Source organism: Rhodococcus sp. NPDC078407, from assembly GCF_044542515.1.
In the GTDB taxonomy this organism is placed as follows: Bacteria; Actinomycetota; Actinomycetes; order Mycobacteriales; family Mycobacteriaceae; genus Rhodococcoides.
This window is the reverse complement of the sequence record NZ_JBITUQ010000002.1, coordinates 75,358-91,685: the sequence shown is the minus strand read 5'-3', so window position 1 is coordinate 91,685 and position 16,328 is coordinate 75,358. Positions and strand designations below refer to the sequence as shown.

The 16,328-nt window shown below is 64.0% G+C and carries 14 protein-coding genes and 1 pseudogene; 9 read left to right on the top strand and 6 right to left on the bottom strand.

The features are described 5' to 3' along the window. The first annotated feature begins 11 nt into the window (after window positions 1-11). Window positions 12-725: a GAF and ANTAR domain-containing protein gene (locus tag ACIGGF_RS02835; RefSeq protein ID WP_397519934.1), complete on the top strand. Its 714-nt coding sequence runs from the start codon at window positions 12-14 to the stop codon at window positions 723-725. Between the two features lie 44 nt (window positions 726-769). Continuing rightward, a complete protein-coding gene (locus ACIGGF_RS02830; protein WP_397519933.1) occupies window positions 770-1,735 on the top strand; it encodes a bile acid:sodium symporter family protein in 966 nt (321 codons plus the stop codon). A gap of 81 nt (window positions 1,736-1,816) precedes the next feature. On the opposite strand, the gene ACIGGF_RS02825 is transcribed toward ACIGGF_RS02830, so the two are convergent. Together ACIGGF_RS02825 and ACIGGF_RS02820 are read right to left on the bottom strand one after the other, a co-directional pair. Beyond that, window positions 1,817-2,887 carry an NAD-dependent epimerase/dehydratase family protein gene (locus tag ACIGGF_RS02825; protein ID WP_397519932.1) on the bottom strand — a complete coding sequence of 357 codons (1,071 nt, stop codon included), beginning with the start codon at window positions 2,885-2,887 and terminating at the stop codon, window positions 1,817-1,819. 5 nt (window positions 2,888-2,892) lie between these two features. Then, window positions 2,893-5,286, bottom strand: coding sequence for a phosphoketolase (locus ACIGGF_RS02820; RefSeq protein ID WP_397519931.1), 2,394 nt, complete (start codon window positions 5,284-5,286; stop codon window positions 2,893-2,895). A 77-nt stretch (window positions 5,287-5,363) separates the two neighbouring features. Between ACIGGF_RS02820 and ACIGGF_RS02815 the strand changes: the two genes are divergently transcribed. Then, window positions 5,364-6,416, top strand: a complete 1,053-nt coding sequence (locus tag ACIGGF_RS02815; protein WP_397519930.1) for a YihY/virulence factor BrkB family protein — start codon at window positions 5,364-5,366, stop codon at window positions 6,414-6,416. Between the two features lie 177 nt (window positions 6,417-6,593). Here the strand turns inward: ACIGGF_RS02815 and ACIGGF_RS02810 are convergent, their stop codons facing one another. Beyond that, complete coding sequence (locus ACIGGF_RS02810; protein WP_397519929.1) at window positions 6,594-6,926, bottom strand: DUF3140 domain-containing protein; 333 nt, start codon at window positions 6,924-6,926, stop codon at window positions 6,594-6,596. A 212-nt stretch (window positions 6,927-7,138) separates the two neighbouring features. Between ACIGGF_RS02810 and ACIGGF_RS02805 the strand changes: the two genes are divergently transcribed. Together ACIGGF_RS02805 and ACIGGF_RS02800 are read left to right on the top strand one after the other, a co-directional pair. Next, window positions 7,139-7,531 (top strand): DUF6153 family protein, encoded by a 393-nt coding sequence (locus tag ACIGGF_RS02805; protein ID WP_397519928.1) that lies wholly within the window; start codon window positions 7,139-7,141, stop codon window positions 7,529-7,531. Between the two features lie 85 nt (window positions 7,532-7,616). Next, on the top strand, window positions 7,617-8,243 hold the full coding sequence (locus ACIGGF_RS02800) for a DUF305 domain-containing protein (RefSeq protein ID WP_397519927.1): 627 nt from the start codon (window positions 7,617-7,619) through the stop codon (window positions 8,241-8,243). 91 nt (window positions 8,244-8,334) lie between these two features. Here ACIGGF_RS02800 and ACIGGF_RS02795 read toward each other — a convergent pair whose 3' ends face one another. The 3 genes from ACIGGF_RS02795 to ACIGGF_RS02785 all read right to left on the bottom strand — a co-directional run bounded on the left by ACIGGF_RS02795 (window position 8,335) and on the right by ACIGGF_RS02785 (window position 11,876). Then, entirely contained in the window at window positions 8,335-9,627 is a 1,293-nt protein-coding gene (locus ACIGGF_RS02795; RefSeq protein ID WP_397519926.1) for a lipase family protein, read from the bottom strand. 19 nt (window positions 9,628-9,646) lie between these two features. Then, on the bottom strand, window positions 9,647-11,233 hold the full coding sequence (locus ACIGGF_RS02790) for a GMC oxidoreductase (protein ID WP_397519925.1): 1,587 nt from the start codon (window positions 11,231-11,233) through the stop codon (window positions 9,647-9,649). 94 nt (window positions 11,234-11,327) lie between these two features. Then, window positions 11,328-11,876, bottom strand: coding sequence for a TetR/AcrR family transcriptional regulator (locus tag ACIGGF_RS02785; protein ID WP_397519924.1), 549 nt, complete (start codon window positions 11,874-11,876; stop codon window positions 11,328-11,330). Window positions 11,877-12,344: 468 nt separating this feature from the next. Between ACIGGF_RS02785 and ACIGGF_RS02780 the strand changes: the two genes are divergently transcribed. The 4 genes and pseudogenes from ACIGGF_RS02780 to ACIGGF_RS02765 all read left to right on the top strand — a co-directional run. Further along, entirely contained in the window at window positions 12,345-14,411 is a 2,067-nt protein-coding gene (locus ACIGGF_RS02780; protein ID WP_397520148.1) for an MMPL family transporter, read from the top strand. A gap of 68 nt (window positions 14,412-14,479) precedes the next feature. After that, on the top strand, window positions 14,480-14,899 hold the full coding sequence (locus ACIGGF_RS02775) for a DUF302 domain-containing protein (RefSeq protein WP_397519923.1): 420 nt from the start codon (window positions 14,480-14,482) through the stop codon (window positions 14,897-14,899). A gap of 164 nt (window positions 14,900-15,063) precedes the next feature. Beyond that, a complete protein-coding gene (locus ACIGGF_RS02770) occupies window positions 15,064-15,534 on the top strand; it encodes a DUF2243 domain-containing protein (protein WP_397519922.1) in 471 nt (156 codons plus the stop codon). Window positions 15,535-15,537: 3 nt separating this feature from the next. Then, window positions 15,538-16,242 (top strand): annotated as a pseudogene (locus ACIGGF_RS02765) (cytochrome c oxidase assembly protein); the annotation flags it as partial. Between the last annotated feature and the right edge of the window lie 86 nt (window positions 16,243-16,328).

Genomic DNA, 16,328 nt, shown 5'->3' with positions numbered 1-16,328 from the left:
AGGAGCCGTCCGTGGCCGATGACATCGATCCGCTCAGGGTTTCGACCGATCCCGAGGAATTTCCCGCCACTGCAGCGCTGACCCGTGCCGCTGTGGATGTGGCCGGAGTCGACGGTGGGGCCGTGAGCCTGCTCGTCGACGGCGCAGTCGCCCGAGATCTGCTGTACGCCACCGACTCCGACGCGGTGCGCATCGACGAACTGCAGTTCACGGTGGGCGAGGGCCCGTGCTTGGACGCATTCAACACCGATACGACCATCGCGATACCCGACCTCACCGACCCCGCCGGCACACACCGTTGGCCGACGTTCGCTTCCGACGTGGTCGCCGAGCTCGGCGCACACTCCTTGATGGCAGTGCCGATCACCGCGCACGGAGCAGCGGTCGGCGTGCTCGAACTGCACCGCCGGACCCCCGGCCCGTACAGCCTGACTCAGGTCGAAGCCGCGCGCGCCATCGCGACAGCGCTCGGACCCGTGATCCTGAGCGAGCTCGTTCCCCTGGGACCGAGCCGAACACCGTCGCCGGGACCGCCTGCAGGGAACTATCGCATGGCCCGCGGCGACATCAACGTCGCCATCGGAATGCTCTCGACGCGACTGTCGGTGCCGATCAACGACGCCGCCGCGTCTCTGCGCGCACACGCATACGCACGGTCCACATCGATCTCGTCGATCGCCCACGACATCGTCAACCGAACCACGGATTTCGACTTCGACGACTGATTAGACTCGTCGGGCTGCTCGTACTATCCCTCAGGAGATCCGTAATGCCCACGCTGAAGGCCGTCAGCGAGTTCACCGGCAAGTGGTTCGCCGTGATCGTCGTAGCTGCCGGAGCTCTGGCCCTGATCACGCCCGACACGTTCAGCGGCGGCACCGCGGCCGTGCCGTGGCTCTTGTCGATCATCATGCTCGGCATGGGAATGACGTTGCGGCTCTCCGACTTCGCGGTGGTGGCCCGACGACCATGGGCACTGTTGCTCGGCGTTGCCGCACAGTTCATCGCGATGCCACTACTCGGACTCGGCATTGCCAACCTGCTCGGCCAGTCCGCTGCGCTCACCGCCGGCATGGTCCTGGTCGGCTCCGCACCGGGAGGCACGGCGTCGAATGTCATGGTGTACCTCGCCAAAGGTGACACCGCATTGTCGGTCGCGATGACGTCGGTGTCCACTTTGCTCGCCCCGATCTTCACCCCACTGTTGGTGCTGTGGCTCGCCGGGAAATACCTGCCGGTCGATGCAGGTGGGCTGTTCGTCTCGATTCTGCAGATCGTGCTGGTACCCGTGGTCTTGGGAGTTGTTCTGCGACTGCTGTTTCCGAAGATCATCGACCGCATGCTCGACGCCCTGCCGCTCGTCTCCGTCGCCGGCATCACCGCTGTCGTCGTCCTCGTGGTGGCCGCCAGCGCGCCGACGTTGCTGTCCATCGGCATTCTCATCGTCGTTGCCGTCGTGCTGCACAACGCGCTCGGACTCGCCGTCGGATACGGCATCGGCCGGGCATGCGGGCTCGACGTCGCCAGCCGCCGCGCCATCAGCATCGAAGTGGGAATGCAAAATTCCGGCTTGGCAGCGGCACTGGCATCGGTCCACTTCTCCCCTGCCGCAGCCCTTCCCGCGGCAATCTTCTCCGTGTGGCACAACGTGTCCGGGTCACTGCTGGCCGGCTACTGGTCCAGACGATCGACCGGGGCAGAGCAGAACGAGGCCGCGGACGTCACACGGGGCTGAGTCGCGCACGCAGTAAGCCGAATCGGGTGCAGCTGACCGCGCTCACCGCGGTCAGCTGCACCCGATGTCGAACTGAAAGGTTCACGGCCGCTTGGCATTGGAAATGAATCCCCGACGGCCGAATGCCTGGAGCCGATCTTTCGCGGTGCGCGATCGAAGGACACCGCTGTCAGCTCCCGCGTCGTCGCGCATACCGCCGATGACCTCCCGGGCGACATCGGGACCGTCCATTCGCGGGCTCCAGTCCAGCTCTCGTCGTGCTCTGCCGGTGTCGAGCATCGGAGTGGCGAACGCGAGATCGACCCAACCTTGATGCACGGCCGACAGTCGGGTGTCGAAACCCACGCGAGCCGCTATGGACAGCAACCGGTGCGGGACCGGAAGAATACGAGACTCGAACGCTTCGGCCACGTCCTCGGCCCGCACGGGTGTCGGACCACCCAGATTGAACGGCCCGGTTGCACGTCGATCGATAACGCGCACAAGCGCATCGGCGACGTCGTCACTGTGCACCGCCGGGACGGCGAACGACTTGTCGATGGGCAGGATCGGCAGATGATCGACCATCCCTGAGGGCACGATATCGGGCAACGCGTATCGCAACAGGGCGCTCCCGAACTCGTACTGCCCGATCAGCCCAGGCCGGATGCGAGCCACCGCCACGTCGGGGTGCGCGTTCTCGAACTCGTCGAGCACATTCTCGGCAGCGGCCTTGTCCATGCTGTACGTCGACGACGACACTCCCGTCCGTGGCCAGGATTCGTCGACCTCGACACCGTAGGAACCGGGCGCATAGACACCACCGGAAGACATGTGCACCAGATGCGGCACCTTCGCCTCGGCGCAAACCCGGGCGACCGTTCTCACGGCGTCGACGTTCACCGCCCGCAGATACTCTCGATCTCGCATCGGTTGAAACGCGATGGCGAGGTGGACCACGGCGTCCGCTCCGCGAAACAGCGCGCGCAACTCGTACGACGCACTGTCCGATGTCACGTCCAAGGGCACCCAATCGACCTGCTCTGCATGCGGATTCAGATCCGGAGGCCGCCGGGCGATGGCCAGGATCGAATCCCCCGGGCGGTCACGCGCGAGCGTCCGCAGGAATGCTGTTCCCACGTTTCCGGTTGCGCCGACAACGACGATGCGCATAGCTCTCACCCTTCCCTCGAGTACGTCCAGTCGGCCACCTCGGGCATGTCCTCGAAATGCTCGACAACGTACTCGGCATGTTTGCTCAGTTGGGAGTTGCAGTACTCGGTCAGCTCGTCGCCCTTCTCCGGTACCCGACGCGACCGCCTCAGTGCTTCGAGCATCAGGTGATAGCGACTCATCTTGTTCAGCACCACCATGTCGAACGGCGTTGTGGTAGTGCCCTGTTCGTTGAAGCCGCGAACGTGGAAGCGATCCGCGTGCGTCCGGCCGTGTAGCAGTTCGTGGACGGCCCGGGGATAGCCGTGGAAGGCGAACACGACATGTGTTTCGGCAGTGAACAACTCGACGAACTTGTTCTCGGTGAATCCGTGCGGATGCTGATCTGGAGTCAGCAGCGCCATCAGGTCCACCACGTTGACCAACCGCACGCGCAGGAACGGAACCCACTCACGCAACAGCTGGGCGGCAGCGAGAATCTCCTGCGTCGGAACATCACCGGCGGACGCCAGAACGATGTCCGGCTCGTCCGGCGCACCTGCCGAATCGTTCTCGGTGCCGGCCCAATCCCAGATCGACGCCCCGGCGGCGCAATGCTCGTTCGCCTGCTCGAGCGTGAGGTACTGCAGATGCGGTTGCTTGTCCACGACGATGAGGTTGACGTGGTCGGTGCTGCGCAGGCAATGGTCGGCAATGGACAACAGCGTGTTGGCATCCGGCGGCAGCCACACCCGTACGACATCGGGTGCGAGTGGGGTGACGGCGTCGATCATGCCCGGGCCCTGATGACTGAATCCGTTGTGGTCGTTGCGCCAACACGTGCTGGTGAGCAGGACGTTCAGGGAAGACACCGACTCCCGCCACGGCAACTCCGCGGCGTGCTGCAACCACTTGACGTGCTGAATCATCATCGACACGCTCACCATCGCGAACGCCTCGTAACTGGCGAACACCCCGTGCCCGCCGGCCAGAACGTAACCCTCGAGCCATCCTTCGCACAGATGCTCGCTGAGCACCTCCATGACTCGGCCGTCCGGCGAGAGGTGATCGTCGAACTCGGACGTCGGCAATTGCCAACAACGGTCCGTCTCCTCGAACACCGCATCGAGCTTGTTGCTGGCCGTCTCGTCCGGGCAGAACAGGCGGAAGTCACCGCCGCCGTCGGCGCGTTTGTTGTCGCGGTAGATATCGCGCATCAGCTCGCCGAACACCCGGGTGGTCGGGTAGAAGTCCCCGCCGGGCGATTCGATGGGTACCTCGTAGGTCTGCAACGCCGGAATGCGCAGCGGCACGCGCACTCTGCCGCCGTTCGCGTACGGCGTCGAACCCATCCGCTTGTCGCCATCGGGGGAAAGCCCTGCGATATCGGCTGCCAGCGCACCCGATTCGTCGAACAGAGTGGCGGGATCGTACGACCGAAGCCACTGTTCGAGCTGAGCACGATGATCGGCATTGCTGCGAACCCCGGACAACGGCACCTGGTGTGCACGAAACGTACCCTCGACGCGCTGGCCGTCGACCGTGTGCGGTCCGGTCCAGCCCTTCGGAGTTCGCACGACGATGGCCGGCCAGCGCGCGACGTGCCGATCGTCGCCGGACCGTGCCGACCGTTGTATGTCTCGAATAGTGTTGTGCGACTCACTGATAGCTCGGTTCATCGCGGGAAACACGGCCTCGGGATCGTCACCGGACACGACCACCGGTTCCCACCCCTGACTACGAAGGAAATCGACCAGATCGTCATCGCTGGTGCGGCCCATCACCGTCGGGCCCGAGATCTTGGCCTCGTTCAGGTTGAGGATCGGAAGGACGGCACCGTCTCTGCGTGCGTCGAGAAAGGCAGGTAACTTCCACGAACCCGCGAGCGGGCCGGTCTCGGCTTCGCCGTCGCCGATCACGCAGGCGACCGTCAGATCGGGCCGGTCGAATGCAGCACCGCCGGCGTGCACCAAGGCGTAGCCCAGCTCTCCGCCCTCGTGGATGCTGCCGGGTGTCTGCACGCTGACGTGACTGGGGATGCCGCCGGGCGTCGAGAACTGCCGGCAGAGGCGTCGAACACCCTCGGCGTCCCTCGACACGTGTGGATAGATCTCGGAGTACGTGCCTTCGAGATACGTCGACGCCACGAGCGCCGGGCCACCGTGGCCGGGGCCGGTGACATAGAGCCAGTCCGAGTCGGTACGTCGAATGTGACGGTTGAGCAGTGTGTAGATCATCGATAGGCACGGGCTCGTGCCCCAGTGGCCCAGAAGCCGAGGCTTGATGTCGTCGACGGTCAGCGGCCGCCGCAGCAGCGTGTTCTCCTGCAGGTAGATCTGCGCGACGGTCAAATAGTTGGCCGCCGCCCACCACCGGAGATCCAGTGCGACGTCGTCATTCGAGTACTCGATTTCGCTCATCACCCATGACGGGTACCCGGTGCGCGAGTGGTGATTCCTGTTGTTTTCACCCTCCATGCCCGGGTATGCGGATCTTCATGTCAGATCACGCGACCGATCCCGCACCCACCGAAGCCGATCCCGACGATCCGAGGAAAGCCGACTCACCTGCAGATTTGACCAAGCCGTCGTGGATTTACGTGCTGAAGAAGACCGCACGCGAATTCTCTCGTGATCAGTGCACCGACCTGGCCGCCGCGTTGACCTACTACGCAGTGCTGTCGCTGTTTCCGGCGATCCTGGCCATCGTGTCGCTGCTCGGGGTGTTCGGACAAGGACAGTCGACGGTCGACGGCGTGCTGCAGGTTGTCGGCGACCTCGGCCCGCAGTCCGCGGTCGACACGTTGCGTCCGACCATCGAGCAACTGGTTCAGGCCCCCACCGCCGGCTTTGCGTTGATCATCGGTATCGCAGGCGCACTGTGGTCTGCCTCCGGATACGTCGGTGCCTTCGGCCGTGCGATGAACCGCATGTACGAGGTGGACGAGGGACGTCCGATCTGGAAGCTGCGTCCAGTGATGCTTCTGGTCACGCTCGTTGCTCTCGTGCTGATTGCTCTCGCCGCCGTGATGCTCGCCATCAGCGGCCCGGTGGCTCAGGCTGTGGGCGACGCCGTCGGACTGGGGGATACCGCGCTGACGATCTGGAACATCGCGCGCTGGCCGTTCGTCCTTATCGTGGTGATTCTCGCCGTCGCGATCCTGTACTACGCGACTCCCAATGTGCAGCAGCCCAAGTTCAAGTGGATCAGCTCCGGTGCCGCGGTCGGCATCATCGTCTGGATTCTGGCCACCGTTGCCTTCGGGTTCTACGTCGCGAACTTCTCGAGCTACAACAAGACCTACGGCTCACTCGCCGGAGCCATCGTGTTCCTGCTCTGGCTCTGGATCACCAACCTGGCCTTGCTGTTCGGGGCCGAGCTGGACTCCGAACTCGAACGTGGTCGTCAACTGCAAGCCGGAATCGTCGCCGAGAAACGACTGCAACTGCCGCCGCGGGACACCCGGGTCTCGGACAAGAACGACGAGAAGGACGCACAGGCCGTCGAGCAGGGTCGAAAGCTGCGGGAGGAACACAACCCGCAATCGTGAGAGACGCGGTCTCACGCAAGTATTGCTCCACTCGCGGGTCCATGACGCTGGTCCCTCGCGGCGTACCCGTCGAGTGGAGCAATACTTGCGGGGCCTACTCGATACCAGCCCCGACGAAACGAACTCGATGCCGACTCTTCATCACGCCCCACTTGTAGCCGAAGCCCACGCGTGCGCCTATTTCTTCTTCGGGTCGTGGCCCCAGTTCATCAGCGAGTAGCGCCATTTCGTGTCGGTGACGTCCCCGTCGGGCTGCTGCGCGAGGTGTCGTTTGCAGTAGCCGACGACCTTGTGCATGTGCTCGTAGTCGTCGTCGGACAGATCCGCCTTCTTGGTCTTCAAGATCTCGACGATGCGGCGGCCGCTCTCGTGGCCCGTCGACTCCTTGCCATCCTTCTTCTGCCCCACGTCCTTCGAGGCGTCGGTGTCGAGAAATTCTTCGAGTTCTTTCGCCGTCATGTTGACGAGGTCATCGAACTCTGCCTTGATGTCACTCTTGTCGTCGGCCATCGGTCCGTCTCCCTTTCTCGGTGGTGCCGTGTGTTTTATGCCCCATACCCACGGTTGAGCGGCACTTAACGTCCTGGGCGATGCACGCCGTGCTCCACTCCGGACCCCGAGTTGCGGAATCCCCGCAGCCGGGGCGTCGAGTGGAGTAATACGTGCAGCCGCGCCGACATTCGTTGTACCCCCTAGGGGTATCTCTTGCTATCGTCGATGGCATGCACTCAGCACAGTGGCGTGGTCGACGGGGCACAGCTCCGGCGACAGGTCTGCTGATCGCACTGACGTTGTTCGGTGTGCTGTTGATGCATTCGGTGACACCGATGTCGACGTCCGTGAGCGGCGGCCATGCCTCGATGGCATCTCACATGGACGACGCTGTTCCGTTGATGGCAGGGGAACACGACTGCCCCTCGGGCCATCAGATGATGCATCCCTGTGTGGGCACCACGGTGTCGTGGCCGGCGCTGTCGGTCCCCGCGACGAGCGCAGCCATCGACCTGGCGGCACCCCCGGTGGACCGCACCGTCGGAAGCGCCGACTCCACGCTCGAGCGCGCGCCGCCGTGGACGTTGTGGGAGTTGGACAGATCGGTGACCTTGCGAGTGTGACAGGGAGCCCGACCGGCGCATGCCTGTCGGCGGATCGAAGACATCCACTCCACTGTTATTCAGCACTCTTGCAAGGAGTTTCCACATGCGTACCCACGTTGTTGCTTCACTTGCCGCTGCTGCCGCGAGCGCGATTCTCGTCGTCGGCTGCAGCGACAACTCGACCGATTCGTCGATGGACGGCCACTCGATGGGCTCGATGTCCTCGACGTCGGCTGCGTCGGATCAGACGAGCTCGTCGGAACAGTTCAACGATGCCGATGTGATGTTCGCGCAGATGATGTATCCGCATCACGCCCAAGCAGTCGAGATGGCCGATATGGCGAACGGCCGCACCGAGAATCCGGATGTGCTCGCGCTGGCATCCGCGATCGCAGCCGCACAACAGCCCGAAATGGACCGGATGACGGCATGGCTGGCCGACTGGGGTCAGCCTGCACCCTCGGCCGATATGGGACAGATGGGCGGAATGGACCACAGCTCGGGCAGCGGCATGATGACCGAGCAGGACATGGACGCGCTGATGGCGTCGTCGGGACCGGAGTTCGATCGACAGTGGTTGACGATGATGATCGACCACCACACCGGCGCGATCGAGATGGCCGAGACCGAAATTGCGGAGGGAACCGATCCCGACGCCGTGGAGATGGCTCGCACCATCGTCGACACTCAGCAACAGGAGATCGACACCATGCAGCGACTGCTCGGCTGACCTGATTCACGCCGCTGCAGGGCAACCGACTCGGTAGCCCTGCAGCGGGGTGGCACTACAGCGGGGTGGAATTACGCCCTCGCGTTGCGCTTCAGTCGAGCGAACACGGTGCAATGGGCACGTCGGCGAACCGGTCCATCAGGAACGCCGCAGCTGAGCCGCCGTAACCGTCGACCAGTTGCGGACCGAAGTGGTTGGGCAACACCGCACCCTGCAGAATCGGTGGCAACGGATTGGTTCGGAACTCGACCGTGGCACCTCGACCACACCAATCCTGAGCCAACTGCCGGGCCTGGCCGTACGGGACGGTGTCATCGTTCAACCCGCTGGTGATCATCACCGGCGCGTTCGGGGTGCTGCGCCCGATCCGCTGGGCATCGAGGATGGGGCCGGCCTGCGGGATGGTTCCCAGATTCTCGAGCATCGACTTACCGTCCGCGGTCAACGATTCGGTGCGTAGGAACGGGTACTTCAGGATGGTGTCGGCGATGCACTGCGTCGAGAGATCGTTCAGCACCGCCTTGCCGTGATCGGTGAGTCGCTCTTCGACAAGCGCCAGCAAACTCGGGTCGCGCTCCACGAAACCGTTGAGGGCGTATCCGATCACTCCCCCGATCAGCGTCCCATCGACGGTCTTCAGTACCTCGAGCAGATCCGCCGTGGGCGCTCCGGCCCACGTGCCCTTCACATTCAGACCCGGCGCGTACTCCGAGGCGAGTTCGGCTGCCGCGGCCGCCGCTCCGCCGCCCTGGGAATAGCCCCAGATACCGATCGGCGCATCCGCATCACCGAGTAGTTCGTTCGCGGCGCGAGCACCGTCGAGAACGGCATGAGCCTGCTCGACCCTGTTGACGTAGGTGTGCACGCCGGGCGTGCCCAATCCGATGTAGTCGGTGACGAAGACGTTCGCACCCATCGATCCCCACAATGTGGAGGACAACGCCTCCTGATTCGCGGAAATCGACAACGGCTGCGTCACCGCATTGACCGACGTCGGGAACGCACGAGAGGGCGCGCACTGATCGGCCTGACCCACGGTTCCGGGTGCGACGACGATGGTCGGCCGTGGGCCGGCCCCGCGCCATGGATTCGAGGTTTCGATGAACGTGCCCGACACACCTACCGGCGTATCATCCTGCGTCCTTGAGGTATACAGCACCCGCTGCGACTCAACGGGGTAGATACCGTCCGTCCCTGGCAGCGCCGTGAACAAGGACATCGGCTGCGTCCGCAACACGGTGCCGGGGTCGTCGACGATCTGCGCCGGTGGGACGTAGAAGTCGTCCACGGGGTCGGCCTGCGCTACCGAGGCTCCGACTACGGCCGCCGAGGACGTCAGCACGGCGGTCACAGCAACGCCGATCATGGTGCGATACAAGCTCATTGGTCTCCTTCTCGAGGGATCAGATGACGGTGCCGACATCGCCGGCGACGATGTTGTCCAATGCACGCTCGGCCAGTGCGGCGATGGTCATGGATGGGTTGCACGCCGCTGTGGTGCCGGGCATGAGTGCCCCGTCGAGGACGTACAGGCCGCGCTGGCCGTGAACGCGGCCGTCGAGATCGCACACCGCACCCATGTTGGCCCCACCCAATGCGTGCCACGTGGACGGGAATACCTCGTTGGTGTCGGTGAGAAGGCTGCCCGTACCGGCAATGCGCCGCACCGTCGGATCGATGGAACCGTTCTGAATGACGCTGTCTCCGTTGGCAGGCCAGTGCAACCGGGCCTGATCGGACGCGGAGTCGTAGGCGAAGTGACCGCGTCCACGACTGACCCCGTAACCGACCAGCATGGTGCTGTGGGCGTCGAACGACAACGGTGGTATCGATGCCTGAATGACGGTGTGCGCGGTGTTCGGGTCATCCCAGTTCAGACTGCCGAACACCACCGGACCCCCTTGGGGTGCACCGAATTGCTGTTCGATGCTCGACCACACATAGATCCGGTCGGCATTGGTACCCCAGCCCTGCCCCAACGCGTTCGGGAGATCGGGAATGCCACCGGTCGCTCCGGCGCGGACGAGCAGTTTGGTGGTGTTCAGACTTCCGGCCGCCATGATCAGCGCACCGGTCGTGAGGATCTTGTTCTCCAGAACCGTTCCGTCGTAATCGATTCGGTCGACGTACACCGTCCACCGGCCGTCGCCGGCCCGCTCGATACCCGTGACGTCGTGCTGCGTCGCTACCGTGGCCATACCCGTCGCCTCCGCGGCGGCGATGTAGGTGACATCCACGGAATGTTTGCCGCCGTTGTTGACTCCGAACGCCCCGGAGCCGTCGGTGTACGAGGGTGCCATCACCCCGCGCGTCTCGTCGAGGGCGAAGTTCCAGTCGATCGGCATCGGGATCTTCGACACCGGCAAACCCGCTCGACGCGCATTGGCCGCAAACACCCGTGCCGCTTGATAATTGGGCGTAGCGATCAGCTCGTCGGGAGCTTGCTCGAGCTGCAACATCTTCGCCACGCGTGGGTAGTGCACGCGATTCAGGGTGGGCCAGTCGAGTCCTATCGGGAAATGCTCCTCGAACACCGACTGCGACGGCTGCAGTGTCATTCCCTGGTAGATCAGCGATCCGCCGCCGACCCCGGCCGCGCACAATGCAGTCATGTTGTCTCCGGCTACCGCCTCGAGCAAGCCGACGTAGGGATCGAACGGAACCGGCCTGCCGAACAGGTTGGGACTCGAACCGTGCCAGAGCATACGTTTGTCCGGCGACGTGGCGTCAGGGAACGTGTTCGCATTCGGCCCAGTGTTCCAACGCCTTCCGCGTTCGAGCACCAGGACGGGAACCCCGGCTTCGGCCAGGCGCAAGGCCGCGACACCGCCGCCGAACCCCGATCCGATGATCACGACGCGATGGTCCTCGCGGGTCAGCGGGACCTGGGTGCGCCGGCCGCCCGCTCGCGCCACCCCCGCGCCCGATACTGCGGCCAACCCCGCGAGCGCGGTTGCGCCCAGAAACGAGCGACGATTCAAGTTCGACACATACCCCCCAATGGTGTGCAGCAGCGCGCAGAGATCTGCGTCACGTGTGCGTGCGGTGCAAAACTAGACAGAGGGTGACCGAAGTGTCAAGTTTTCACAGTGGTAGCAGCGGAACCAACCAACGGCGCAGGTATACCCGTAGGCCGTCGTCCTCACGGATCCGGGCGTCGTCGAACAGAATGACCGAGAGCCCGTTGCGCGCCAGCACGGATTCGATGCCGTCGAACCGCGTGGCATCGAACCTGGGGTTCCGTTCGATGTATCCGTCGAGGAACTGACGCACCACCGGCTCGGCTCGATCCATCATGTCCGCGTCGAACAACGGGTTGGCGTTGCCCGAACGCAGCAGCGAATTCAGTACCGGCTCTCGTCGAATGTGGTTGCGCGCAACCACAATTGTCTCGACGATGAACTCCGACGGCGTTTCGGCCCGATCGGCCTCGGCCCGTATTCCGCCGATGACATCGACGACCAGGCCGACCATCGCCTCGGAAATCATGTCCTCACGCGTGGTGAAAATCGAATACACCGTCTGCCTGGTCACGCCCGCAGCGCGCGCGGCCGCCGCGATGGTGACGTCCTCGAAGCCACCCTGGGCGATGAGCCCGAGCGTGGCGTCGAGAATCTTCTGCTTCGAGCGCATGGTCCGAGTATGACTGCTCCGCGCAATGTTGCCGCGGATCAAGGGATAGATACCCCTGGGGGTACTTGCATACCCCCGCAGGTATGTGCCACAGTGGGAACACGCCTCGCCGGAAAGGATCTCTGTGTGCCACCCCGTCGCATGCCCGACATGCAGTAAGACCACCTGGGCCGGTTGCGGTCGGCACATCGACAGCGTCATGCAGAACGTTCCGAAACCGCAGCAGTGCTCGTGCTCTACCGCGGCGGCCGACCCGGAGACGCGTCACGGCCTCTTCCGCTCCCTGTTTCGTCGCTGACTTCCCGTACACACATTCTCGAACTTCGTGGGCATCCGTGGCCTTGCTGGATACCCCCACCCGTATTAGGAGAAGGAATCTTGACCAAGCCTGCTACCGCGACGGCTCCCGGCCGTCGCGACCGCCCTCAGCCGCCGGCACCCGGCATTCTCGGCCGTCTCGGAAGCACAATGGTCGAGCGCCATCGATGGGTGTTCGGCATCTGGCTGATCGCCCTCATCGCTCTGGGTTCGGCTGCACCCTCGGTGTTCTCATCCTTGGCCGGTGCCGGCTGGCAGGCCAACGGATCCGAATCCGTCCAGGTCCGCGAACTGGCCCAGCAGCATTTCGGCGGCAACTCCTCCGCAGCGGTGCAGGTGGTCGTGCACTCCGACACCGGATCGATCGAGGACCCCGCAGTGCAACGGACGCTGACCGACGTTGCGGCCGTATTCGACGGCGACGCCCGCTTCGGCGAGATCATCGCCCCCCAGGCGGGCATGACGATCAGTCCCGACGGCCGCACAGGCATCCTGATCGCCGGTGCGAACGCGAGTACCGACGATATGGTCAAAGCGGTCGACGAGGTCAAAGGCGAGCTGACCGCATTGTCCGGCGACGGCGTCGAGGTCTACCCCACCGGATCGTCCGCACTGTGGTCGGACTTCAACAAAGCCAATCACGACGCGATGATCCAGGCCGAATTGTTCTCCTGGCCGGTCACTTTGGCGATCATGGTGCTCGCGTTCGGCTCCCTCGTCGCCGCGGGATTGCCGCTGCTACTCACCGTTGCCGGCCTGGTCGCCTCCGCAGGTGGTCTCGTTCTGCTCAACGGCGTCACGCCGATCTCGGTGTGGGCGATGAACTTCGCCATGATGTTCGCCCTCGCCCTCGGAATCGACTACGCCCTGTTCATCGTCGCCAGGTTCCGTGACGCACTACGCAACGCCGACCCACGGGCTGCTGTCGCCGAAACCATGGACACCGCAGGTAAAGCCGTGGTCCTGTCCGGCCTCACGGTCCTGGTGAGCCTCTCGGCCGTCCTGCTCGTTCCCGCACCGGCGGTGCGAACCATGGCCGTGGGCATCATGCTCGCTGTCACGTTCGTGCTGATCGCCACCATGACCCTGCTCCCCGCCACGTTGGGTGCACTGGGCTCCAAGGTCAACGCCGCATCCCTGCCCTACGCCAAGCGTCAGCAGCACCGCTCACCGAAGTTCGCAGCCTGGGGTGAGCTCCTCCACAAGCATCCGTGGCCGTTCGCGCTGGTGTCCGTCGGCATCCTCGTCGCGCTGGCTCTCCCTGTCCTCGGACTGAAAGTGGCGATGCCCTCGATCACCGTCGTGCCGGAGGACGCACCAGTCCGTCAGGGCTACGAGCTCGTTCAGGCTCAGTTCGGTGACGGCGCACCCGGCGCACTGCAGATCGTCGTCCCCTCCTCGGATGCCGCCGCCACCGCTACCGCGGCAAGCACCGTCGACGGGATCTCCATGGTCACCCCGCCCCAGCCTGCAGCCGATGGGTCGAACTACTCACTGCTACAAGCACTTCTCACCGTGGACCCCTCGGACGAGCGAATGGGCACGATCCTCGGTGACCTGCGCGCCGAACTTCCGCAATCGGCGTTGGTCGGCGGTGCCCCGGCAGAGAATCTCGATCTGCAGCAGGCCTTGAACGACTACCTTCCGCTGGTGATCGGCATCATTTTGGCACTCGGTTTCGTTCTGTTGCTCGTGGCTCTGCAGGCACCGCTGATCGCGGTCCTCGGCACCGCAGTCAGTCTGCTGTCGACCGCCGCCGCATTCGGTGTCGCGAAGCTGATCTTCCAAGACGGGCACGGTGCATCGCTGCTCGGCTTCACCCCACAAGGCTTCCTCGACGGCTGGGGGCCGGTGTTCTTCTTCGCAATGATCTTCGCGATCGCTATGGACTACACAGTGTTCCTGCTCGCCACCGCCAAGGAGCACTACGAGAAGACGGGCGACCCGCAAGCCGCCCAGGTCGACGGACTCGCGCACTCCGGCCGGGTCATCTTCGCTGCCGCCGCGGTGATGGTCGCCGTGTTCTTCACCTTCGCACTCTCGGATCCGCTCCCACCGAAAGAAATGGGCATCATCCTCGGTGTCGCAGTGCTGCTCGACGCCTTCCTGATCAGGCTGATCCTGCTACCGGTCCTGCTGCGTCTGACCGGACGCGCCGCATGGTGGTCGCCGGCTTGGCTGCGCAAAGTGCTGCCGTCGATCAGTTTCTCGCACTGACACATCTTCGTCGGCCCCTGAACGGGTACACCTACATCATCACAGTTCGACAATCGAAAGGATCTTTCATGAACATCGCACTCTCGACCACCCTGACGGACACCGACTTCGACACCGCAGTCGACGCCGTCAAAGCAGCGCTCTCCGATCAAGGATTCGGCGTTCTGACCGAAATCGACATGCAGGCCACGATGAAGGCCAAACTCGACGAGGACATGGAGCAGTACCTGATCCTCGGGGCTTGTAATCCCACCCTCGCGCACCGCGCCGTCGGAGTCATGCGCCAGATCGGCTTGCTGTTGCCGTGCAACGTCGTCGTCCGCGCCGACACCACGACACCCGGGTCGATCATCGTCGACGCCATGAACCCCGACATCATGGTTCAGGCGACCGGCGAACCCGGACTCTCCGATGTTGCGGCCGAGGCCACCACCAAGCTCCAGGCCGCCATCGACGCACTCGGCGGCCAGGGCACAGCACGCAGCTGATGACCCCGGCACTGGCGCTGTTAAGAGATATCGATGCTCGGCGACGGACGGGCCGAACAGCCAGAGCTCGACGCATAGGTCGCGGCCGCAGATTCGTTTGTCCAGTTCGCGTCGGGGTAGGCGAACAGTCAGAGACATTCGCTGTCGACCATTCGGGAATGTGTATGACTACGCCTAAATCTGCCACCCACCGCCGCAATCTCGTCGCCGGACTGCTGCTCGGGCTGGGCACGGTTGCCTTCATCGACGAAGTGATTTTTCACCAGCTCCTGCACTGGCATCACTTCTACGACAAGTCGACGTCCGACGTCGGGCTCGTGTCGGACGGCCTCTTTCACGCTTTCAGCTGGTTCGCCACCGTGGCTTCGCTGCTCCTCGTCGTTCGCCTGATACGCGATTCGGCATTCCAGGGACTGGCGTTCATCGGCGGGTGGCTGACCGGGGCAGGGTTCTTCCAGCTATACGACGGCTTGGTTCAACACAAAGCGCTCGGCCTCCATCAGATCCGCTATGACGTGGACCTGGCTCCGTACGACATCACCTGGAACATCATCGCGGCGGCGCTGCTTGCGGGTGGCGTAGTCCTGTGGATCATCACCGCCCGTCGCGCCGAGCGCCTGACTACGGGCACCTGACCGATGAACCAGGATCACGGGAACCACAGCGGTGCCGACGCCACCGTTTTCGCTCCGGGCACCTGGTCGTCGATCGCGATGTTCGTTGCGGCGGTAGCCATTTACTTGTTCGCGACTACGAAGCTGAAGGCCCGCGAAATCTCTTGGCCGACGCGGCGCACGACGGCATGGACCCTCGGTGTGCTGTCGGTGGGCGTGGCGTTGATCGGTCCATTGGCCGAGCGCGCCCACCACGACTTCGCCGCCCACATGATCGGCCATGTTCTCCTGGGCATGCTCGGACCCCTCCTGCTCGTCCTCGCAGCTCCCGTCACGTTGATCCTGCGCGTGCTCCCCGTGTGGACCGCCCGTCGACTCGCCAGGTTGCTGGCATCCCCGCCGGCCGCAATACTGACCAACCCGTTCGTCGCAGGGGCACTGAACGTGGGCGGCCTCTGGGTGCTCTACCGCAGCGGTCTGTACGGCACCATGCACACCGATTCGGTTGTGCACGTTGCCGTTCACATTCACATCCTGGCTGCCGGATACCTGTTCACGTTCGCCGTGTTGGGAGGACCCGACCCAGCGCCACATCGCGCGTCGGCCCCGTGGCGTGTCACGGCGCTGATTGTGACCATCGCAGCACACAACGTTCTCGCCAAAACTCTATACGCCGACCCTCCGGCGGGTGTACCGGTTGAACAAGCGCGAGTGGGTGCCGAAATCATGTACTACGGCGGTGCGCCAATCGAAATAGCCTTGATAATCCTGGTCTGCCGTCCCTGGCTCCTGCCGACGAAACGCAGTCGCTCACA

Excerpts from the sequence above, each read along its gene's own strand:
- ACIGGF_RS02830 (WP_397519933.1), top strand. The coding sequence starts at position 770 with ATGCCCACGCTGAAGGCCGTCAGCGAGTTCACCGGCAAGTGGTTCGCC.
- ACIGGF_RS02825 (WP_397519932.1), bottom strand. The coding sequence starts at position 2,887 with ATGCGCATCGTCGTTGTCGGCGCAACCGGAAACGTGGGAACAGCATTC.
- ACIGGF_RS02820 (WP_397519931.1), bottom strand. The coding sequence starts at position 5,286 with ATGAGCGAAATCGAGTACTCGAATGACGACGTCGCACTGGATCTCCGG.
- ACIGGF_RS02815 (WP_397519930.1), top strand. The coding sequence starts at position 5,364 with ATGTCAGATCACGCGACCGATCCCGCACCCACCGAAGCCGATCCCGAC.
- ACIGGF_RS02810 (WP_397519929.1), bottom strand. The coding sequence starts at position 6,926 with ATGGCCGACGACAAGAGTGACATCAAGGCAGAGTTCGATGACCTCGTC.
- ACIGGF_RS02805 (WP_397519928.1), top strand. The coding sequence starts at position 7,139 with ATGCACTCAGCACAGTGGCGTGGTCGACGGGGCACAGCTCCGGCGACA.
- ACIGGF_RS02800 (WP_397519927.1), top strand. The coding sequence starts at position 7,617 with ATGCGTACCCACGTTGTTGCTTCACTTGCCGCTGCTGCCGCGAGCGCG.
- ACIGGF_RS02795 (WP_397519926.1), bottom strand. The coding sequence starts at position 9,627 with ATGAGCTTGTATCGCACCATGATCGGCGTTGCTGTGACCGCCGTGCTG.
- ACIGGF_RS02785 (WP_397519924.1), bottom strand. The coding sequence starts at position 11,876 with ATGCGCTCGAAGCAGAAGATTCTCGACGCCACGCTCGGGCTCATCGCC.
- ACIGGF_RS02780 (WP_397520148.1), top strand. The coding sequence starts at position 12,345 with ATGGTCGAGCGCCATCGATGGGTGTTCGGCATCTGGCTGATCGCCCTC.
- ACIGGF_RS02775 (WP_397519923.1), top strand. The coding sequence starts at position 14,480 with ATGAACATCGCACTCTCGACCACCCTGACGGACACCGACTTCGACACC.
- ACIGGF_RS02770 (WP_397519922.1), top strand. The coding sequence starts at position 15,064 with ATGACTACGCCTAAATCTGCCACCCACCGCCGCAATCTCGTCGCCGGA.